This window comes from Paenibacillus sp. TY11, assembly GCF_059772165.1.
In genome coordinates this window covers 1-16,800 of the sequence record NZ_JCBAIQ010000021.1, presented here as the reverse complement: position 1 = coordinate 16,800, position 16,800 = coordinate 1, and the positions used below count along the sequence as shown (strand labels likewise).

Genomic DNA, 16,800 nt, shown 5'->3' with positions numbered 1-16,800 from the left:
AACTCTGGAGAGAGCGCAAGCCACCCAAGGGGTAAGGCGGTAAGGACACCGCACGAAACTCTCAGGTAACGAGGACAGAGATAAGGGAAACTTCCTTATCCTGTCCTTTTTTGTGCTCACATTGTACGTCAGCATTAGGAACCGTCTATACGCGCAAAGACGCGGCTATACCATATACTATGGTATAGAACATACAGGGGGCCACACCATGCGTTTCAAAGATGTATTTTCCATTATCGGCCCGGCCATGACCGGACCTTCCAGTTCACACACCGCAGGCGCGGTGCGGCTCGCACGCGTTGCCCGGCACTGGCTCGGGGCGCAGCCTGACCGTGCCCGCATGACACTGTACGGCTCCTTTGCCGACACGTACAAAGGACACGGTACAGACCTAGCGCTCATCGCAGGGCTGCTCAATTACGATACAGACGATCACCGAATTCCGGATGCCGAGCAATGGGCAGAGCAAGCCGGGATGACCGTGGAATTCGCCGTCAGCGGGCTACCCGCGCCTCATCCGAACACCGTCCGTTTCGAGCTGTGGAAGGACGAGGATCAGCGCACACTGCTGGGCTCCTCCATCGGCGGCGGCAGCATCCATGTCCAGCAACTCAACGAATTCCGAGTCAACCTGACCGGGGAGCTACCTACGCTGGTGCTTCTTCACTCAGATAAGCCTGGTACATTGGGCGCGGTGACTTCAGCGCTCGGCGCGGCTGACATTAACATTGCCTATATGCACGTGGATCGCAAAGGCCGGGATGGTGAAGCACTCACCGCCATCGAAACGGACAGTCCTGCTACGGCTGAATTGATCACAAAGCTGCGGTCCTTGCCTCATATGTACGAAATTAAAATGATTAATTTGAAAAAAGGAGCTGAATCCGATGCGGTTTAGCCATCTGCATGAGATCAGCGCTTTATGCGCTGAAGAATCCACCACGATTGGCCGCCTGATGATTCAAGAGCAGGTACAAGAGACAAATACACCTGAGGAAGAAATCTTCCGCCAAATGTCTGATTATTATGAAGTGATGAAGGAAGCCGTTCATCGCGGTCAGACGCAAGACACCGTATCCCGCAGTGGATTGACGGGCGGCGACGGCAAGCGCCTAGCCGAGTATCTGCGGGCAGGGGAAACCTGCTCCGGCGATGCCTCCGCGCTCGCTATGGCTTATGCCCTCTCCGTGTCGGAGGTTAATGCGTCCATGGGTCGCATTGTCGCCACGCCCACCGCAGGTTCATGCGGGGTCATCCCCGGTGTGTTCATCAGTGCGCAGGAACGGTTCGGCTGGGATGATGAGCATATGGTGCATGGACTGTTCGCCGCTGGAGCCATTGGCTACGTGATCGCGAACAACTCCTTCATTTCTGGCGCGGAGGGAGGCTGTCAGGCTGAGATTGGCTCAGCCATCGGAATGGCCGCTGGCGCTATGGTCGAGCTGCGCGGTGGCACGCCTGAACAGGCCGTTCACGCCGTAGGCCTCGCGCTTAAAAACACGCTCGGCCTGATTTGCGATCCCGTCGCCGGACTCGTGGAGATTCCGTGCATCGTGCGCAACGGGCTGGGAGCCGTGACTGCGCTTGCCGCAGCGGATATGGCTTTGGCGGGTGTGCGCAGCGCTATTCCATCTGACGAAGTCATTGACGTGATGCTTGAAGTCGGCAGCGCGATGCCGTCGAAACACCGCGAGACCGCCAAAGGTGGCTTGGCCCAGACGCCAACTGGCAAGCGTTTGACCGAATCACTTACACGCAACACACCGGCCAAGAAGGATAAGTCTTAGTTTCCAAGCGGTAAACCTATTACTTTCACCCTATAAAAACAAGGCGACTGCCACCCCATATTCTCCTAGGGAGAGAGGCAGTCGCCTTATAAAGAAAAGAGCAAGCATGTCGTCCCTAGACGTATGCTTGCTCTTTTCTTTTCGGTCGAATACAGATTACTGAACAGTCACCTGTACCTTCGTGATTTTACCTGCATATTTCACTGTAATTACAGCTTTGCCCTTGCCCTGTGCCTTAATGTTACCGTCTTTGACGGTCGCAACAATAATTCTGGACGAGGACCAGACAGCCGGTTTGGAAACATCCTTCTCCGACTCATCCTTATACGTGGCTGTAGCCGTCACTTTAGCCAGTTGTCCTGCCTTCAAATTCAAGGCAACTTCGTCCGTTTGCAAATATTTAAGCGTATCAACATCCACGGGCACGCTGATCACCTTCCCGCCGAACTTCGCCTGAATGTTAGCTTTACCGTAGCTTACTGCGGTAACCTGACCCTTTTTAACAGTGGCTACCTTATAATTAGACGTTTTCCATTCAGCTTGGGTCGTAACGTCCTTTTCTTTACCATCACTGGATTTAACAACAATCGAGATGGTTTTTTGATCTCCGGATTTGAGTGATAACGCGACCGTATCCGCTTCAATTTTTTGCGCTACGTCCACTTCCACTGTAAACGTAATGGTTTGCTTGCCATAAGAAGCTGTAACGGTTGCCTTGCCACTGCCATTCGCTTTGATCAAGCCCTCGCTAACCTCGACCACTTTCACATTGCTGGTAGTCCAGGTGGCATCCTTGGTTACATCTGTTTTTGTACCGCCACTCTTGACGCCTGTTACCTTCAGTTGCTTCGTTTCCTGGGCAGCGAGCGCAATTACGCGCGATTCGGTTTCCAAACGGTCTACAAGGCCTACTTGTACGTTTATTGTCAGTTTTTTGCCATTGTAGGTTGCTGTAACAACCGCCTTACCGGCTGATTTACCTGTAATCGTTCCTTTGGATACGGAAGCAATATCCTCCGCACTTGAGGTCCATTCCGCATCCTGTGTCACGTCTTCCTTACGCCCATCGGCATAAGTAGCAGTCAAAGTTGCAGTATAGTCTTCATTAACATCAATCGTTGCGGTTTTGGAGGACAAAGCCAAGTCACCAGGCACATTCACGGATACTGTCGCTGTGGCTGTTTTGCCGCCATAAGAAGCTGTGATCGTTGCCTCACCTGTTTTATAGCCTGTTACCTCGCCCTTATTGACAAATGCAATATCTTCATTGCTGGACTTCCACTCTGCCTTGCCTGTAATATCTTCTTCCGTACCTGTTACGTACGTAGCGGTCAGCTTGAGCTTTTTGGTTTCCTTGGCATTCAGGCTCAGCTTGTCCTCACTTAAATCCAGATATCTGGAGGTTTCAACGTCTGTCTTGATCGAAACTGTCTTATCACCATACTTTGCGGTCACCGTAGCTGAACCCGCTCCAATGGCCATAATCGTTCCTTTATTCACCGTTACAATTTTCTCATCGCTTGATGTCCAAGTAGCTTTATCTGTGATATCTGTTACCGTCCCATCCGGGTAAACAGCGGAAACCTGTACTTTCTTGGATTCATCCAAACGCAGAAAAACATCCGATTCGCTAGCTTTCAGCTTATTCGTTTGATCCACATCCACCGAAATGGTAGCGGACATCGTACCATATTTACCTGTAATCGTTGCCTTTCCCGCGCTGTAGCCAGTAATAGTACCTTTCAGTACATCCGCCACGGCTGCATTGCTGGAGCTCCACTCAGCAGACTCTGTAACATCCTGAACCGTTCCATCCGGGAACGTCGCTGTCAATTTGACCTTCTCAGTATCCTTCAACAAAAGGGAAACCTCCGATGGACTGACATCCAAACGTTTGACCTGTTCCACCTGCACAGTAATGGTTACAGTCTGTTGACCGTATACGGCCTTAATATTGGCTGTACCTGCTCCCTGAGCGGTAACCAATCCGTTAACTACAGTTGCTACCTTCTGGTTATCCGAGGTCCAGGTAGCATCACCCGAAACCTGAGCTGTTGTATTATCACTGTAAGTCGCTGTTAGACCAATCTGTCCTGTGCCGCTTGAACGCAAGCTCAGGCTTTGTACATCGGATGTTAGTGCCTTAACCTTCTTTGTTACATGTACCTGAACCGATTGTATCTTATCTTTATAGGTCGCTACCACAGTTGCTTCCCCTTCGCCCTTACCTGAAACGGTACCGTTATATACCGTAGCAATAGCTGTATTATCACTTTTCCAATCCGTGCTTACGGTTACATTTGAGGTCGTCCCATCGCTATAAATAGCTGTGGCCGTCAACGCAGCCGTATCTCCCTGTTGCACAGTTACCTCGTTAGAGGAAAGGACAATCTTGGAAAGCACCGGATCAGCCGCGTATGCGAACCCTGCATATGATGTAAAACTTGAGATCAGGATGACCAACGCCAGAAAACCAGACCACCTATTCTTCAAAATCTAACTCCCTCCCATTTCAAAACTTAAAATTAAGGATTCCGCAAAATCCTTACACCTACATTTTATGTCGACATATGGAAAAGAATAGTTTAGGCTTTAAAGAAAATTAGGTCCTTATTAACTAGAGTCGAGTACTGACAGAGACAAAGATCAAGTCGTAAAATATAACCTCACTTTTACAAACAGCTGTAAGCTGCTGCACGAATTCTCAAATGGTGGTATTCTTCCATATTGGGATCCAGCTGATGCATATAAACGACCGAGAACTGCTCGCTTGGATCTATAGAAACCCAAGTGCCCACTGCTCCCGTCCAGCCAAATTCTCCAATAGAGCTGTTTGCATGCCCAGCCGCTTTATCAATTAACGTGCGCACGCCCAGTCCGTAACCATAACCTGTATGATATGAATTCGTAAAATCGGATAGTTGGGATGTATTCAGATGATTTGTGCGCATTAAATCAATGGTTTTTCTCCCCAATAGCCTTACACCGTCTACCATGCCGCCATTCGACAGCATTTGTGAAAATGTGAGGTACTCTTTAACTGTCGAATACAAACCTGCGCCTCCACTTTCATATATAGCGTCTGGCTGATGATATTCATCCAAAAAACCCTCAATTTTTTTAAGTTCTCCGGCGTCTGTCCGTTGATAAATGGAGGCCATCCGCGATTCAATATCTTCACGATAGCGGTAGCCTGTATTGTTCATGCCAAGCGGATCAAATATTTCATCCTTTAGAAATTGCCCTAATGATTTTCCTGAAATCACTTCAATAAGACCTGCAACAAGATCATGTCCATATCCGTATAGCCATCGTGTTCCCGGTTCAAATGCTAGCGGAACTTCAGAAAGCGCTTTAATTTCTGTGCGCAAGTCATATTTCCCCTGCTTTTCCTTTAATGCTGTTATGACCTTCTGCATAGCTTTTCCTGTATCTGAAGACTCGGAAGCGTAAGGAAGACCCACACTCATATTGAATATATGCTTAATTAAAATGGGGTTCTCCGCTTTATCAATATAGGTGTATCCGTTAGGAGCGGTTTTGAATACATGCGCATTACGATATTCGGGTAAATATTCATACAAAGGCTCATTCAACAAAAATTGCCCACGTTCGTACAGCATAAGTGCAGCCGCACATACAACAACCTTTGTCATGGAAAACAAGCGATATACTGTATCCTCAGTGATTGGCTTTCGAGCTTCCAGATCAGCATATCCGTGATACCCTTCGTACAAGACTTGACCATTTTGTGCAATGGCACAACCACACCCTGCCGGCCCATTCGCTACGAATTGTTGCAATAGCTGATCTACCTTGTCAAAACGAGACATATACATCCCTCCTGTTTTTCCTTCAAAAGAAACAAGCTTCCTCTCGCGCTCTAATCTCCTGTTCCAACAAGCTCAACCTGATTCCTTGTAAACGCTTATTCCCCCGCATTTATTTTAACGGTAAACTTGGTAATTACCAAGCTTATTTGTCATAATCAGATGGCTTTACATTAACAGTTCTGCCACCGTTTCATTCCAGCGATTGATCACCGATTCCGGTTCCTTGAGACGAACCATGACACCTGTCAAGATATCCGCATATTGGGCCGAATCTTCTCTGGCTGCAAAGACCTGTGCCGCAAATCGCTCACGTACATGCTTGGCTCCGGGCAAAGTAGGCAGATGTTCCAGCGACAACCGCACATAATGCGCCTTACCTCCGATAAACACCGCAAGCGTCGCCTTCCCAGTGCGGATCATGTTGCCCGTCGTGGTCGTACCCGGCCATAGTGCCAGACGCAAATTTTTCTCGTCCAGCGCTACAACCTCTCCCACGCTAATCATCGCTATGTGCGGCCACTGATCTTCCGTGACCGTCAGCAGCATCATTGCTTCATGTTGCTTATGTTCCAGCCCCTTGCCGTCCAGCAGCGTGAACAGCTCCTTACCGATCCTTGGTATCTGCATGAAGTTTAATCCCCTTTACATTTGGCCTATAACTTCAAAGTACCATAATTTACGGTTGCTTACGAACGACCCTGTATCCGTTCTGGAATAGGAGGAACATGGGCAGCCTTCGGGATATCTTGGGGATTTACCTTGAACGCCGATTTATACTTTGCCGGATCAGTAATGCTATCCGGTTCCGAGGTTCGCCATGTGAACAGGCAGACAGGGCACAACAAAACCTCCCAGACACCTTCAACCGGCGAATGGGAAACAACTTCTGAACGATTACACTCACAACGGGGACAAATATGCATCTGTCAGCACTCCTTTAATTTTCTTTATTTTCAAACATATTTAACGAAGCATTTGGCTCAGCTTTTTCTCCCAATCTGCTACACCCAGCGGAGAATCAAGCGGCTGCGAGTAATGGCCTCTAATATCCGGTGCTACAGGTGTCGTCGCATCCATTATCATTTTGTGCGTCATACCTGCCGGATCAGAGCCGGGGTCAAGCGGTAAAATAGACAAGCCCGGAACAATGACAGCATCATGCTTCGGATGCAGTTTGGTGGATAAAGCCCACATGACCTGCGGCAGATTGAACGGATCGACATCCTCATCCACCACAATGACCAGCTTGCAATACCCCAATCCATGCGGAGTCGTTAACGCACGCATCCCCACAGCCTTGGCAAAGCCCCCATATCGGGTTTTCGTGGAAATAATAGCCACCAGCCCATGCGTATACATGGCATTAACGGCTACGATTTCATTAGGAAATGCATCCTTGAGCTGTTGAAACAACGGTACACTTGTATTCACACCAATCATATAGTCCGTTTCCGTCCAAGGCATTCCGATGTACAAATGCTCAAAGATAGGCTGCTTACGGTGATATACACGATTAATCTGAATGACTGGCATCGCGCGACCACCGGAATAGTGACCTGTGAATTCACCGAATGGACCTTCATACTCACGTTCACCTGCTAACACTTCACCTTCCAGAATGACCTCGGCTCCCCATGGCAGATCCAGATCTGCATCCTTCGCTTTGACCACACGGTAAGGCTCACCCTGAATAGCGCCCGCCATCTCATATTCGGATTGATCGTACAGCAGCGGCGTAGAAGCAGCCGTGGTAATAACAGGCTCACATCCGAGGGCAATAGCGACCTTCAGATTTTCGCCGCGCTCCTCAGCCTGACGGATATGGATTGCAATATCATGCTGCGGTACAGGCTGGATACCCAAACGATTCTTGCCTTTCACCTGCATCCGGTACAAGCCAACATTTTGCTTGCCATAGGTGTCCGGGTCATCCAGATCGCGTGAAACTAAAATCGCTTTGTCCAGATAAAATCCTCCGTCCCCCTGGTTCAAACGAAACAACGGCAAAATATCAAACAAATTAATATCCTCTGTAATCTCGACTTCATGAAAAGGAGCGTTTTCTTCCCGCTTCACGGGCACCGGAAATTGTTCATAGCGTCTGGCAAATTCAAAAAACTGCTCCTTGAGCGGCGTATTTTTTGGCATTCCCATCATGAGGGCATGATTGGGCCAGGAGCCCATCACATTCATTGCAATACGAGCATCCGTATATCCATAGATATTGTTGAAAAAGAGAGCAGGCGTCTTATCTCCAAGGTTGTTTAATGCTCTGTTAGCTGCTGCGAGGTCCGGCTCCGGCTTTACCTCATCGCTGATCGTGAGCAATTGTCCCTCCTTTTCCAAGGTGTGTAGAAAATCGCGAAAGTCTTTATAAGCCATCATTCATTCTCCTTCGTCTTTCGATTTCTCAATTCTGGTGCAGTCTGGAGTCAGCCTGCTTCATTCCATCCCAGCGTTTGGCTGCGGTTGTGACGATACCGAACTGATCTAATGCGCGAAAAACAATATGATCTACCAATTCCTCGATACTTGCAGGATGATTATAAAAGGCAGGCATCGGCGGCAGGATCATCACGCCCATACGTGACAGTTCCAGCATATTTTCCAGATGGATACTGCTTAATGGTGTTTCTCTGGTCATGAGCAGCAGCTTCTTTCGCTCCTTCAGCATCACATCCGCTGATCGGGTGAGCAGGTTGTCCGCCATACCGATACGAATGGAGGCGAGCGTCTTCATGCTGCAAGGAGCGACGATCATGCCGTCAACCCGGAAGGAGCCGCTGGAAATACGTGCAGCCTGATCCTTATATGAATAAACTGCATCTGCCATGGCCTCCACTTCCTTCACCGTATAGCCTGTCTCATAGGGAATGTTCGCAATAGCCCACGGAGATAACACCAGATGGCTCTGGACTCCGGCCTCACGTAATTGTTGCAATATACGGATACCGAAGATCGACCCTGTCGCTCCCGATATTCCTATAATGATTTTTTTCATATGTTCCCTCCTTCCACCCCATCGTCTATGTTCACCAATGCATCACTGTCAAAAATTATACGCCTGTTCCTTGCACACGAAAAATATATATAATATATGTAATGCATACTTTAAAAGTATTCAAATCGGAGCGTTGTGTAGAAATAAGGAGGAATCCCCCAATGGATATGAAGCATCTGCATTACTTTTGCGTCATCGTGGAGGAAGGGCAAATCACCAAAGCCGCCAGAACGCTCAATATGGCCCAGCCTCCCCTGAGTCAACAACTCAAAAATATGGAGGACGAGCTTGGCGTAAAGCTGATTTACCGTGAAGGAAAGAAGTGGGAGGTTACCGAGGCCGGATATGCACTGTATACCCGCGCCAAGCGATTATTGGCTGAAATGGAGGACACCTGTAGAGAAATTGGGGAGTTCGAAAACAACGTAACCGGCACCCTGTCCATAGGCACTTCATCCGTCTGTATGTCTCTGATTACCGAACAACTCAGCCGCTTTCATCAGGATTATCCGGAGGTTTACGTTAAAATAGGACACGGAGACACACATCATCTGGAAGAACTGCTGCACCAAAATAAAGTTGATCTGGCCTTGTTGCTGCTCCCGGTAGATGACAAATCGTACCATACGATTGAACTGGAGGGTGTTTCTTTTGTTGCGGTACTTCCGTGTGAATGGGCAGATCGTCATCCCAGTGGGGAAATCACGTTACAGGAAGCTGCCAGCTATGACCTCTTGTTGGGACGCCGAACAGAAGGACATGGGCTATACGAAACCGTCATCCGCAAATTTCAGGAACATCATCTTATTCCGCACGTCGTACTGGACTGTCCTGAAATATCGACCATTCTCTCGCTCGTATCCACAGGCATGGGAATTACCATCATGCCAGACGCTGGCTTGGGACAAGAATACGGGGACAGATTTCGCACACTTTCCATTAAGGAGCCGTTCCCCTTCACACGGCCTGCCGTCGTATGGCGCAAGGATCGTTATTTATCCAATGCAGCTCGCAAATTGGTTGAACAGCTACAAGCTGGAGACACGAAAAAGACTGTTCCCGAGTAGATGCTCTACCGCTCTACTCATGAAACAGCCTGATGCTGGATGGACTCCTTCATTCCGTCATTGATTCCGCCTACTTGACTCCCTGATGCCGATACTCGGTCGGAGTCATTCCACATTTTCGTCGAAACACCTGTGTAAAATGCCGCATATCCTGATAGCCGATCCGCTCGGAAATATCAGCCAGCCGCAGATGAGGATCACTGAGCAGCCGCTTCGCCTCCTCCATACGCAAGGAAATGACGTAATCCTTGTAGCCTTGTCCCGTCTTTTGCTTGAATAACTGGCTAAAATACACCGGATTCAAAAATACGATTGAAGCTACCTTCTCCAGCGACAGCTCCTCTGTAAAGTGAGCCCGAATGTATTGCAACGCCACATCTACCGTATGCATACCTTTGCGGAGACATTCTCCTGTATCCGCTGCTGCGGCTGCAATCTCCTCTGGCGTCCGTCTTAGTCGCGCCACCTCTTCAGGTATGGATGCAAAATTGTGGTGAACACCCGAACGCGTAATTTGCAGGGGCACCTTCACATAACGCTTCAAATGGGATTCGAGCAACGTCTCTAGCCGTGCGGCCTCTGCTTCATCCCTTAGCCTTGCAATACCCAACAGACTATGGCGGTCTAGACTGACGACAAAGCCGCTGCCTCCTGCCTCAATGAGCTCGGACAGTACATTTTCAATCATAAAATGTTCCAGATGCGTCTGCTTGCGATCAGGTTCCATGCGAACCATGAAGAGATGGAATTCCGGATAATTTTCGATGAAAGGCTGTATATCCAGCTTTCCCGTATCCAGTCCAAGTGCATAACGTTGGAAAACGGCTTCACGCAAATAGACCATATTGGATTTGAGAAGCCTGCCCTCGTTCGCCTGCTGTGAGGCCACAAGCGCTTCGGCTGCCAACACTTTAATGCATTCAAGCAGCTTCTTTTTACCAATCGGCTTTAACAGGTAGTCTTTGGCACCCAGCTTTACTGCTCTTTGCGCATATTGGAAGTCAGAATGGGCCGAAATGACAACCCACTGCAGATGAGGATGCTTTCGCTTGGAAATACGCATGAATTCCAGACCATCCATACCGGGCATCAGGATATCAGTCAATACAATATCTACAGGATGCTCCGCCAGAATGCCTGCTGCTTCCTCGGTGGAAGCAGCGAGATGAATGCCGCAGGTTGGTAGAGCTTGGCCAATAGTACGCCGAATCCCCTGCCGAATCATACTTTCATCGTCAGCTATCAGAATATTCATGTTTCTCCTCCTTCTGTGGCAGAGGCACACTTACTGTGGCTGTCGTTCCGGCCCCAGGTGCACTGGAGATCCGTAGGCCGTACTCTTCTCCGAACATGTGCCGTAGCCGTAAATTTAGGTTTTGCAGGCCGATGCCTCCCGCCTGCCCGCTGCCCGCCTGTTTGCCGGGTTCTGCCAAAGCGACCTGGACCACCTCCCATCGTTCGTACTCCATCCCTGCACCGTTGTCGATGATGTGCAGGCTTAATACACCGCCATATTCCTCCGCTCTGACGAGCAGCTTGCCACCTGTATCCGCATGAAGAGGCTCCAGTCCGTGCTTCACCGCATTTTCAATCAATGGCTGTAAAGTCATTTTCGGCAAACGGATATCCAGCCATCGTTCTTCAATGCTGATGTCTACAGATACCCTGCCCTCCAGCCGGGCTTGGATAATGGTGAGATAGTGGCCGACCTGCTCCACTTCTTCACGAAGGCTTACATCGGCCCCCTCTTTCCAATGGCTGCTGTAACGAAACATATGAGATAAGGAGAGAACGACCTCTCCGAGCTGATCCTGTCCCTTTTCATCCAGCATCCAATAGATCATATCCAGCGTATTGTAAAGAAAATGGGGATTGACCTGCGTCTGTAGCGCGTGCAGCTCCGCATTTTTTTCACTGACCGATGATATACGTACCAGCTCGATCAGTTCTGCAATCCGCCTTACCATATGGTTGAAAGAGGTAGCCAGCTGGTTGATTTCTTCATAGGATTCGATGTTTACCGTGTGGCGGAAATTTCCTGTCTCTACACGCTTCATTTCCCGAATGACTCGCTTAAGCGGAAGGGAAATGCCCCTGGAGACGATGGACGCAATTAACGCCGACACAATAATGAGTATAGGTACCACGATAAATAAGTACCTTTGATTTTGCACCAGCTCGACATTCAGATCCTCACTGGGTGTCACACTAATCACCGACCAATCGGCAAACGGCAACCTGGAAGCGATTACAACTTTCTCATTATTCCGATTTACAATTACATCCTCCTCCGGTACCTGTTGTTCTAAGTATCGCAAATCTGGTGGCGGATAAGAGGAAGTAGCCGATACAATTCGATTTTCATGGCCCAACAGATATACCTGACTATTAGTGCCCAGCCGCAAATTGTGGAGAGCGGACAGAACAGAATGCGGTTCAGCCTCAAACAGTACAATACCAATCGGTTTGTGTTCATCCAGATCATAGAGCTGTCGTCCGAATGCAAACACAGGTCTGGTTTCCACCTGATCAATGACAGAATGAGGATAAACGCCCAGCCATGCAATTTTGCCCGCCGACTTTCGAATTTCCTTATACCATTCCGTATGTTCGTAATGAGTATCAATGACATTCATATAATTGCCATAGTTGTATACCTTGCCTGTGTCTGTGATGACATGAATGCCGATCAGATCCTCCCGCGAATAATAGATAGCTCCCAGAATATTCGTAATCGTACGTTCGTTGATGTAATTGACAGCAGGCAGATTACTGCTATCCGTCGTCAGCAGACGAACCAAATCCATATTGTTGCTGATCGATTTGGAGAGACTGTTATAGCTGCCAAGCAGCAATTCGAACAGTCCTGCCGTCTGGGATACATTTTTACGCGCCAGCTCGCTGACCTTATCGTGGAACTGCACCGTAGTACGGTTGTAAAATAATAGACTGACCGCCAGCACAATGCCGGACATGCTCAATAGGAACAGAACAAACAAGCGGTATTGAATGGATTGAAAACGGCGCATCATACCTCCGTGCGCTCCTTTCGCATTAGCCGCCTATCCTTTAACCGCTCCCGCAACCATGCCCTTGGTGATCTTTTCGGACAGGACAAAATAAATAATAATGACCGGTAAGGCTCCCATGACTAGAAAAGCACCAATATTACCGTAGTTCACAGAATACTGGCTGACGAACGTATATACGCCGAAAGGGAGAGTTTTGAGCTTCTCGGACGAGATAAAGGTGGCAGCCATAATGTATTCATTCCAGATGTTAATGAAAGTTAAAATACACACCGTCATGATAGGTGGAATCGAGATGGGTAAGATTACACTGCGGAAGATACGATAAATGCTTGCTCCGTCAATGTAAGCGGATTCTTCAATTTCGTGGGGAATGGACCGCATAAAGCCGGATAGGATGAAGACCGCAATCGGTGTCTGAAAAGCAATATAGGGTAAAATCAGTGAGAAATACGTATTCAGAATATGGACGTTTTTAAACATCACCATCAGCGGCAGCAGTGTAGCTTGCATCGGGATCATCATCCCGATCAGAAACAAGGTCAGCACAACAGCCCCGAAGCGCCAGCGAAAACGTGTAATCGCATAAGCAGTCATCGAGCTTAATAAAATGACGAAAATCATCGTAACCCCGGTCACCAACACACTGTTTCCTAAATAACGCAAGTAGCTCCCTGATTCATAGGCTTCCTGATAGTTGTGCCACTGGGGCACTTGAGGGAGTGCAAAGAAGCTTGAGCTCAATATCTCTTCATTCGTCTTCAACGAATAGGTCAGCAGCCAAAAGAGTGGATACAGCTGCGTGACAATTAAGATTGCCAATAAGGAAAAGACCCCCGTTTTTTTCAAGGCGTTCAACAATTCCATCTCCTTTAGCTTACCCTATTTTCGATTCGTTTGAAAACAAAATTTATCACAACTGTAAATGACAAGCAGATAACCACCAGAAACGAAGCCAATGCGCTGCCATACCCATACTTCATAGATAAAAAGGACATATTGTACATATACGTGGATACTGTATCTGTCGCATGGGCCGGCCCTCCACCCGTCATCACCCAGATCAAATCAAACGATTGTAGGGAGCCGATAAAGGCTAATACAATTGATATTTTGAAAATAGGCACAATGAGCGGCAGCGTAATGTAACGGTCTGCTTTGAACCCTTCAGCTCCATCAATTTTGGCTGCTTCGTACAGTTCATTCGGTATATTTTGCACCCCGGTAAACTGGATAAGCAAATGATAGCCAAAATACTGCCACAATGATACAAAATAGAGAGCGTACATCGCTATCTGCGGTTCCGTCAGCCATGAGCGTGTCCAGCTTTCCAGCCCAACTGCCATCAAAATACCGTTCAGCATCCCACCCATCGAGGCAGGATTATAGATTGTCTTCCACAGCTGCCCGATAATGACCACTGACAGAATGACCGGCAGAAAATACATCGTAACCAGCGTATTTGCCTTACGCACATAGCGATTGAGTAAAATAGCCAGCAGCAGGCAGAGCGGAATTTCCAGCATGGAAAACACAGCAAACAGCATGGTCCGCTTCACGGACGGCCAGAACACTGGATCGGCTGTAAAAATCCGCTCAAAATTAGCCAGCCCCACAAACTTTGCCTCTGCGATCCCGTTCCAATCCAGCAAACCGCAATACACCGACACCAGGATCGGAACAAATACCATACAGGTATACAGCAACAGGCAGGGTAGCACGAAAACGGCAATGGTGCGTGCCGGCACCTTCAGTACATTCATGCTCTAATCTCCTTTGTGTTGATTCTGAACATCTTCTGAGGATGCACACCCCTATTTGATTCCCAATCAGGGAAGGAACAAGCCGCTCCCTCCCTTAGTACCTGCTACTTCAGGATTTTGCAAAATTCGATTCCAGTCGCTCCAAAGTGCAATATCTAGACGAACTAGGCCATTTCGATCTATATATTGTTCATTGGAAGTCGCTTATTGGATTTTTGCAAAATCCTCACTTATTTGTTCGCTTCAAAAGCGTTCTGATGTTCCTTGGCAACTTGTGCAGAGTCTTCTTTTTGCACGAATAGGTTTTGAATGCTACTCAGATGCGCCTGCGCAATAGCCGGATTCATCGTATTATCAAAAGCGAGGTCGCCCCCTTTTACATTTTTGAACAGCTCATTGAGACTAATCGCTAACTCGGAATAGCCCGCTTCCTTCAGATCGCCTTTCATTTTCTGACCGCTGCCAATCGCATTTTTCAGATCAAACTGAATCTTGGGCATCTCTGTAATAAAATAGTGCAGGAAATCCTTCGTCTCCTGTAAATGTTCACTGTTCGCAGATACCGCAAATGCGCTGCCCGGCGCAATTACATACTCATTCACATTGCCTTTGCCATTCACCGTAGGGAATTGAAACGCTCCTACCTTCCCCGCTACCGGAGAAGCATCAATAGACCCCGTCTCCCATGTACCCATGATATACATCGCAGCTTTTCCTGTTTTAAAAATATTACCGCCTGCATTATAGTCAATTGATGTGGCTCCATCCGGGAAAGCCCCTGCCTGCACCAATTCCTGAAATGCTTCCACAGCTTCCACAAAAGCGGGATCGTTAAACGTCTTTTTGCCCTCCAGCACATCATTGAGAAAATTCGGCCCTTCATTCGTACGCAACAAAATGTTCATAAAAAGGAGAGAACCGGTCCATGAATCCTTTTCCCCAATCGCAATCGGAGTAATTCCCTTCGCCTTCAGCGTCTTGACCGTCGTAATCAGCTCATCAAAGCTGGTCGGCAACTTCTTGATTCCCGACTGCTCGAACAGTTCTTTATTATAAAACACCACTTCTATATTGTTACCGTCCGGAAAAGCATAAAGCTTATCGTCGAAGCTATAGTAATTAAGGAGTCCATCCTGAAACGTATCCTTTAATCCCTCTTTATCAGCCACATCGTTTAATGGGGCCAGTAGCCCGGCATCTACGAATGGCTTCATCTGTGCAGCTGGGTTTACAATTGTGATATCCGGTACTTCCTTCGCTGCTGCTTGTGTTTTCAGCTTGAGCTTTTGTTGATCTGTATTTAGCGAATCCAATTCAATTTTGACATGAGGATGATCCTGTTCGTATTGACTTACAATTTGCTTAATCATTTTGTACGAAGGGGTGCTCGGATCAGGATTAATGTTCTGGAAGGTAATCGTTACATCTTTCGTTTCGGTGCCTCCGCCCTGTTCTCCTGAATTTCCCGGACTTGCGCTTTGTCCGTTATTACAAGCTGTCAGCGTCAATGCCAAGGCGCTCGCCACCACAACGGAAAACGCTTTCATTTTTGTTTTGCTCATGATCTTTTTCCTCCTCTTGTTGAAGCATTGCGCAATTTGCCCTCCTAATTGGTGGACACTCAATGCCCGCTTGTTCTTTTCATTATGTTCCATAGAAAAGACGTGAACAATGTGTGAACTTAAGGAGAAGGGTTTGTTTTTTCAAGCCCTCATTTGCGTGCTTCAAAATTCATTCATATCATAACTTGCAATTTATCTCGAACACAGGCATAATATGAATAAGATCATTGTTTGATAATGATTATCATTATTATATGATAAATACACATAGACTTTAAAGGAGGCAGGACCGCAGTGAAAGAAGCTTTTAGTAAAACCTCCCTGCATATTGATGATTATTTGGATCTTCTCAATCTTGCCGTACAAGTCGGAGATACAAAGTGGCAAAAGGAAATTACCCGTAAACTTCAAGCCTTAAGTGTCCTCCAGACAGAACAGGTTGAAATAGATTAACTTCCCCCAGTTAATACTGTACCTCAGTTAAAAAAGCTAACTAGTCAGCACTATACAAAGCACAACCAGGATACCGTAAAGCTTTTGACCGAGTCCATGATGATAATCTTTCATGTGAATGATAAATGATCGATGATTGGTTATAGGAAAAAGAGCACAGCCCGTTAAGGCTGTGCTCTTTTATCGTGCTTGGCGGCGTCCTACTCTCCCAGGACCCTGCGGTCCAAGTACCATCGGCGCTGGAGGGCTTAACGGTCGTGTTCGGGATGGGTACGTGTGGAACCCCTCCGCTATCGCCACCAAAC

At 47.7% G+C, this 16,800-nt stretch carries 15 protein-coding genes and 1 rRNA gene; 4 read left to right on the top strand and 12 right to left on the bottom strand.

The window, feature by feature from the left end; all coding sequences use genetic code 11:
• Positions 1–208: 208 nt before the first annotated feature.
• A complete protein-coding gene (gene sdaAB, locus AC6EJC_RS20765; protein WP_444955599.1) occupies positions 209–898 on the top strand; it encodes an L-serine ammonia-lyase, iron-sulfur-dependent subunit beta in 690 nt (229 codons plus the stop codon).
• A complete protein-coding gene (sdaAA, locus tag AC6EJC_RS20760; RefSeq protein WP_444955598.1) occupies positions 888–1,787 on the top strand; it encodes an L-serine ammonia-lyase, iron-sulfur-dependent, subunit alpha in 900 nt (299 codons plus the stop codon). Before sdaAB ends, sdaAA begins: the two co-directional genes overlap by 11 nt.
• Before the next feature lie 156 nt (positions 1,788–1,943).
• Here sdaAA and AC6EJC_RS20755 read toward each other — a convergent pair whose 3' ends face one another.
• The 6 genes from AC6EJC_RS20755 to AC6EJC_RS20730 all read right to left on the bottom strand — a co-directional run bounded on the left by AC6EJC_RS20755 (position 1,944) and on the right by AC6EJC_RS20730 (position 8,621).
• Positions 1,944–4,280 carry an Ig-like domain-containing protein gene (locus tag AC6EJC_RS20755; RefSeq protein ID WP_444955597.1) on the bottom strand — a complete coding sequence of 779 codons (2,337 nt, stop codon included), beginning with the start codon at positions 4,278–4,280 and terminating at the stop codon, positions 1,944–1,946.
• A 179-nt stretch (positions 4,281–4,459) separates the two neighbouring features.
• On the bottom strand, positions 4,460–5,620 hold the full coding sequence (locus tag AC6EJC_RS20750) for a serine hydrolase domain-containing protein (RefSeq protein ID WP_444955596.1): 1,161 nt from the start codon (positions 5,618–5,620) through the stop codon (positions 4,460–4,462).
• Positions 5,621–5,785: 165 nt separating this feature from the next.
• A complete protein-coding gene (locus AC6EJC_RS20745) occupies positions 5,786–6,247 on the bottom strand; it encodes a pyridoxamine 5'-phosphate oxidase family protein (protein WP_444955595.1) in 462 nt (153 codons plus the stop codon).
• 59 nt (positions 6,248–6,306) lie between these two features.
• Positions 6,307–6,543: a non-oxidative hydroxyarylic acid decarboxylases subunit D gene (locus AC6EJC_RS20740; protein ID WP_444955594.1), complete on the bottom strand. Its 237-nt coding sequence runs from the start codon at positions 6,541–6,543 to the stop codon at positions 6,307–6,309.
• A 40-nt stretch (positions 6,544–6,583) separates the two neighbouring features.
• Positions 6,584–8,002: a non-oxidative hydroxyarylic acid decarboxylases subunit C gene (locus tag AC6EJC_RS20735; RefSeq protein ID WP_444955593.1), complete on the bottom strand. Its 1,419-nt coding sequence runs from the start codon at positions 8,000–8,002 to the stop codon at positions 6,584–6,586.
• Positions 8,003–8,030: 28 nt separating this feature from the next.
• The gene (locus tag AC6EJC_RS20730; RefSeq protein WP_444955592.1) at positions 8,031–8,621 is read right to left on the bottom strand and encodes a UbiX family flavin prenyltransferase; all 591 of its coding nucleotides are present in this window, start codon (positions 8,619–8,621) and stop codon (positions 8,031–8,033) included.
• A 161-nt stretch (positions 8,622–8,782) separates the two neighbouring features.
• On the opposite strand from AC6EJC_RS20730, the gene AC6EJC_RS20725 reads away from it, so the two are divergent.
• Complete coding sequence (locus AC6EJC_RS20725) at positions 8,783–9,688, top strand: LysR family transcriptional regulator (protein ID WP_444955591.1); 906 nt, start codon at positions 8,783–8,785, stop codon at positions 9,686–9,688.
• Between the two features lie 70 nt (positions 9,689–9,758).
• Here the strand turns inward: AC6EJC_RS20725 and AC6EJC_RS20720 are convergent, their stop codons facing one another.
• The 5 genes from AC6EJC_RS20720 to AC6EJC_RS20700 form a co-directional block, all read right to left on the bottom strand.
• Positions 9,759–10,943, bottom strand: coding sequence for a response regulator (locus AC6EJC_RS20720; protein WP_444955590.1), 1,185 nt, complete (start codon positions 10,941–10,943; stop codon positions 9,759–9,761).
• Positions 10,924–12,720, bottom strand: a complete 1,797-nt coding sequence (locus AC6EJC_RS20715) for a cache domain-containing sensor histidine kinase (RefSeq protein ID WP_444955589.1) — start codon at positions 12,718–12,720, stop codon at positions 10,924–10,926. Before AC6EJC_RS20715 ends, AC6EJC_RS20720 begins: the two co-directional genes overlap by 20 nt.
• Positions 12,721–12,750: 30 nt before the next feature.
• Positions 12,751–13,584: a carbohydrate ABC transporter permease gene (locus tag AC6EJC_RS20710; protein ID WP_444955588.1), complete on the bottom strand. Its 834-nt coding sequence runs from the start codon at positions 13,582–13,584 to the stop codon at positions 12,751–12,753.
• Positions 13,585–13,589: 5 nt separating this feature from the next.
• The gene (locus AC6EJC_RS20705) at positions 13,590–14,480 is read right to left on the bottom strand and encodes a carbohydrate ABC transporter permease (protein WP_444955587.1); all 891 of its coding nucleotides are present in this window, start codon (positions 14,478–14,480) and stop codon (positions 13,590–13,592) included.
• Between the two features lie 230 nt (positions 14,481–14,710).
• On the bottom strand, positions 14,711–16,042 hold the full coding sequence (locus tag AC6EJC_RS20700) for an extracellular solute-binding protein (RefSeq protein ID WP_444955586.1): 1,332 nt from the start codon (positions 16,040–16,042) through the stop codon (positions 14,711–14,713).
• Between the two features lie 294 nt (positions 16,043–16,336).
• Here AC6EJC_RS20700 and AC6EJC_RS20695 point away from each other — a divergent pair, with 294 nt between their 5' ends.
• Positions 16,337–16,495 (top strand): hypothetical protein, encoded by a 159-nt coding sequence (locus AC6EJC_RS20695; protein ID WP_180984517.1) that lies wholly within the window; start codon positions 16,337–16,339, stop codon positions 16,493–16,495.
• Positions 16,496–16,682: 187 nt separating this feature from the next.
• Here the strand turns inward: AC6EJC_RS20695 and rrf are convergent.
• Positions 16,683–16,799 (bottom strand): 5S ribosomal RNA (rrf, locus tag AC6EJC_RS20690).
• Between the last annotated feature and the right edge of the window lies 1 nt (position 16,800).

What these genes read in the sequence shown, in the direction of transcription:
- sdaAA (WP_444955598.1), top strand. Translation starts at nt 888, where the DNA reads ATGCGGTTTAGCCATCTGCATGAGATCAGCGCTTTATGCGCTGAAGAA.
- AC6EJC_RS20750 (WP_444955596.1), bottom strand. Translation starts at nt 5,620, where the DNA reads ATGTCTCGTTTTGACAAGGTAGATCAGCTATTGCAACAATTCGTAGCG.
- AC6EJC_RS20730 (WP_444955592.1), bottom strand. Translation starts at nt 8,621, where the DNA reads ATGAAAAAAATCATTATAGGAATATCGGGAGCGACAGGGTCGATCTTC.
- AC6EJC_RS20740 (WP_444955594.1), bottom strand. Translation starts at nt 6,543, where the DNA reads ATGCATATTTGTCCCCGTTGTGAGTGTAATCGTTCAGAAGTTGTTTCC.
- AC6EJC_RS20745 (WP_444955595.1), bottom strand. Translation starts at nt 6,247, where the DNA reads ATGCAGATACCAAGGATCGGTAAGGAGCTGTTCACGCTGCTGGACGGC.
- AC6EJC_RS20720 (WP_444955590.1), bottom strand. Translation starts at nt 10,943, where the DNA reads ATGAATATTCTGATAGCTGACGATGAAAGTATGATTCGGCAGGGGATT.
- AC6EJC_RS20710 (WP_444955588.1), bottom strand. Translation starts at nt 13,584, where the DNA reads ATGGAATTGTTGAACGCCTTGAAAAAAACGGGGGTCTTTTCCTTATTG.
- AC6EJC_RS20700 (WP_444955586.1), bottom strand. Translation starts at nt 16,042, where the DNA reads ATGAGCAAAACAAAAATGAAAGCGTTTTCCGTTGTGGTGGCGAGCGCC.
- AC6EJC_RS20705 (WP_444955587.1), bottom strand. Translation starts at nt 14,480, where the DNA reads ATGAATGTACTGAAGGTGCCGGCACGCACCATTGCCGTTTTCGTGCTA.
- sdaAB (WP_444955599.1), top strand. Translation starts at nt 209, where the DNA reads ATGCGTTTCAAAGATGTATTTTCCATTATCGGCCCGGCCATGACCGGA.
- AC6EJC_RS20725 (WP_444955591.1), top strand. Translation starts at nt 8,783, where the DNA reads ATGGATATGAAGCATCTGCATTACTTTTGCGTCATCGTGGAGGAAGGG.
- AC6EJC_RS20735 (WP_444955593.1), bottom strand. Translation starts at nt 8,002, where the DNA reads ATGGCTTATAAAGACTTTCGCGATTTTCTACACACCTTGGAAAAGGAG.
- AC6EJC_RS20715 (WP_444955589.1), bottom strand. Translation starts at nt 12,720, where the DNA reads ATGATGCGCCGTTTTCAATCCATTCAATACCGCTTGTTTGTTCTGTTC.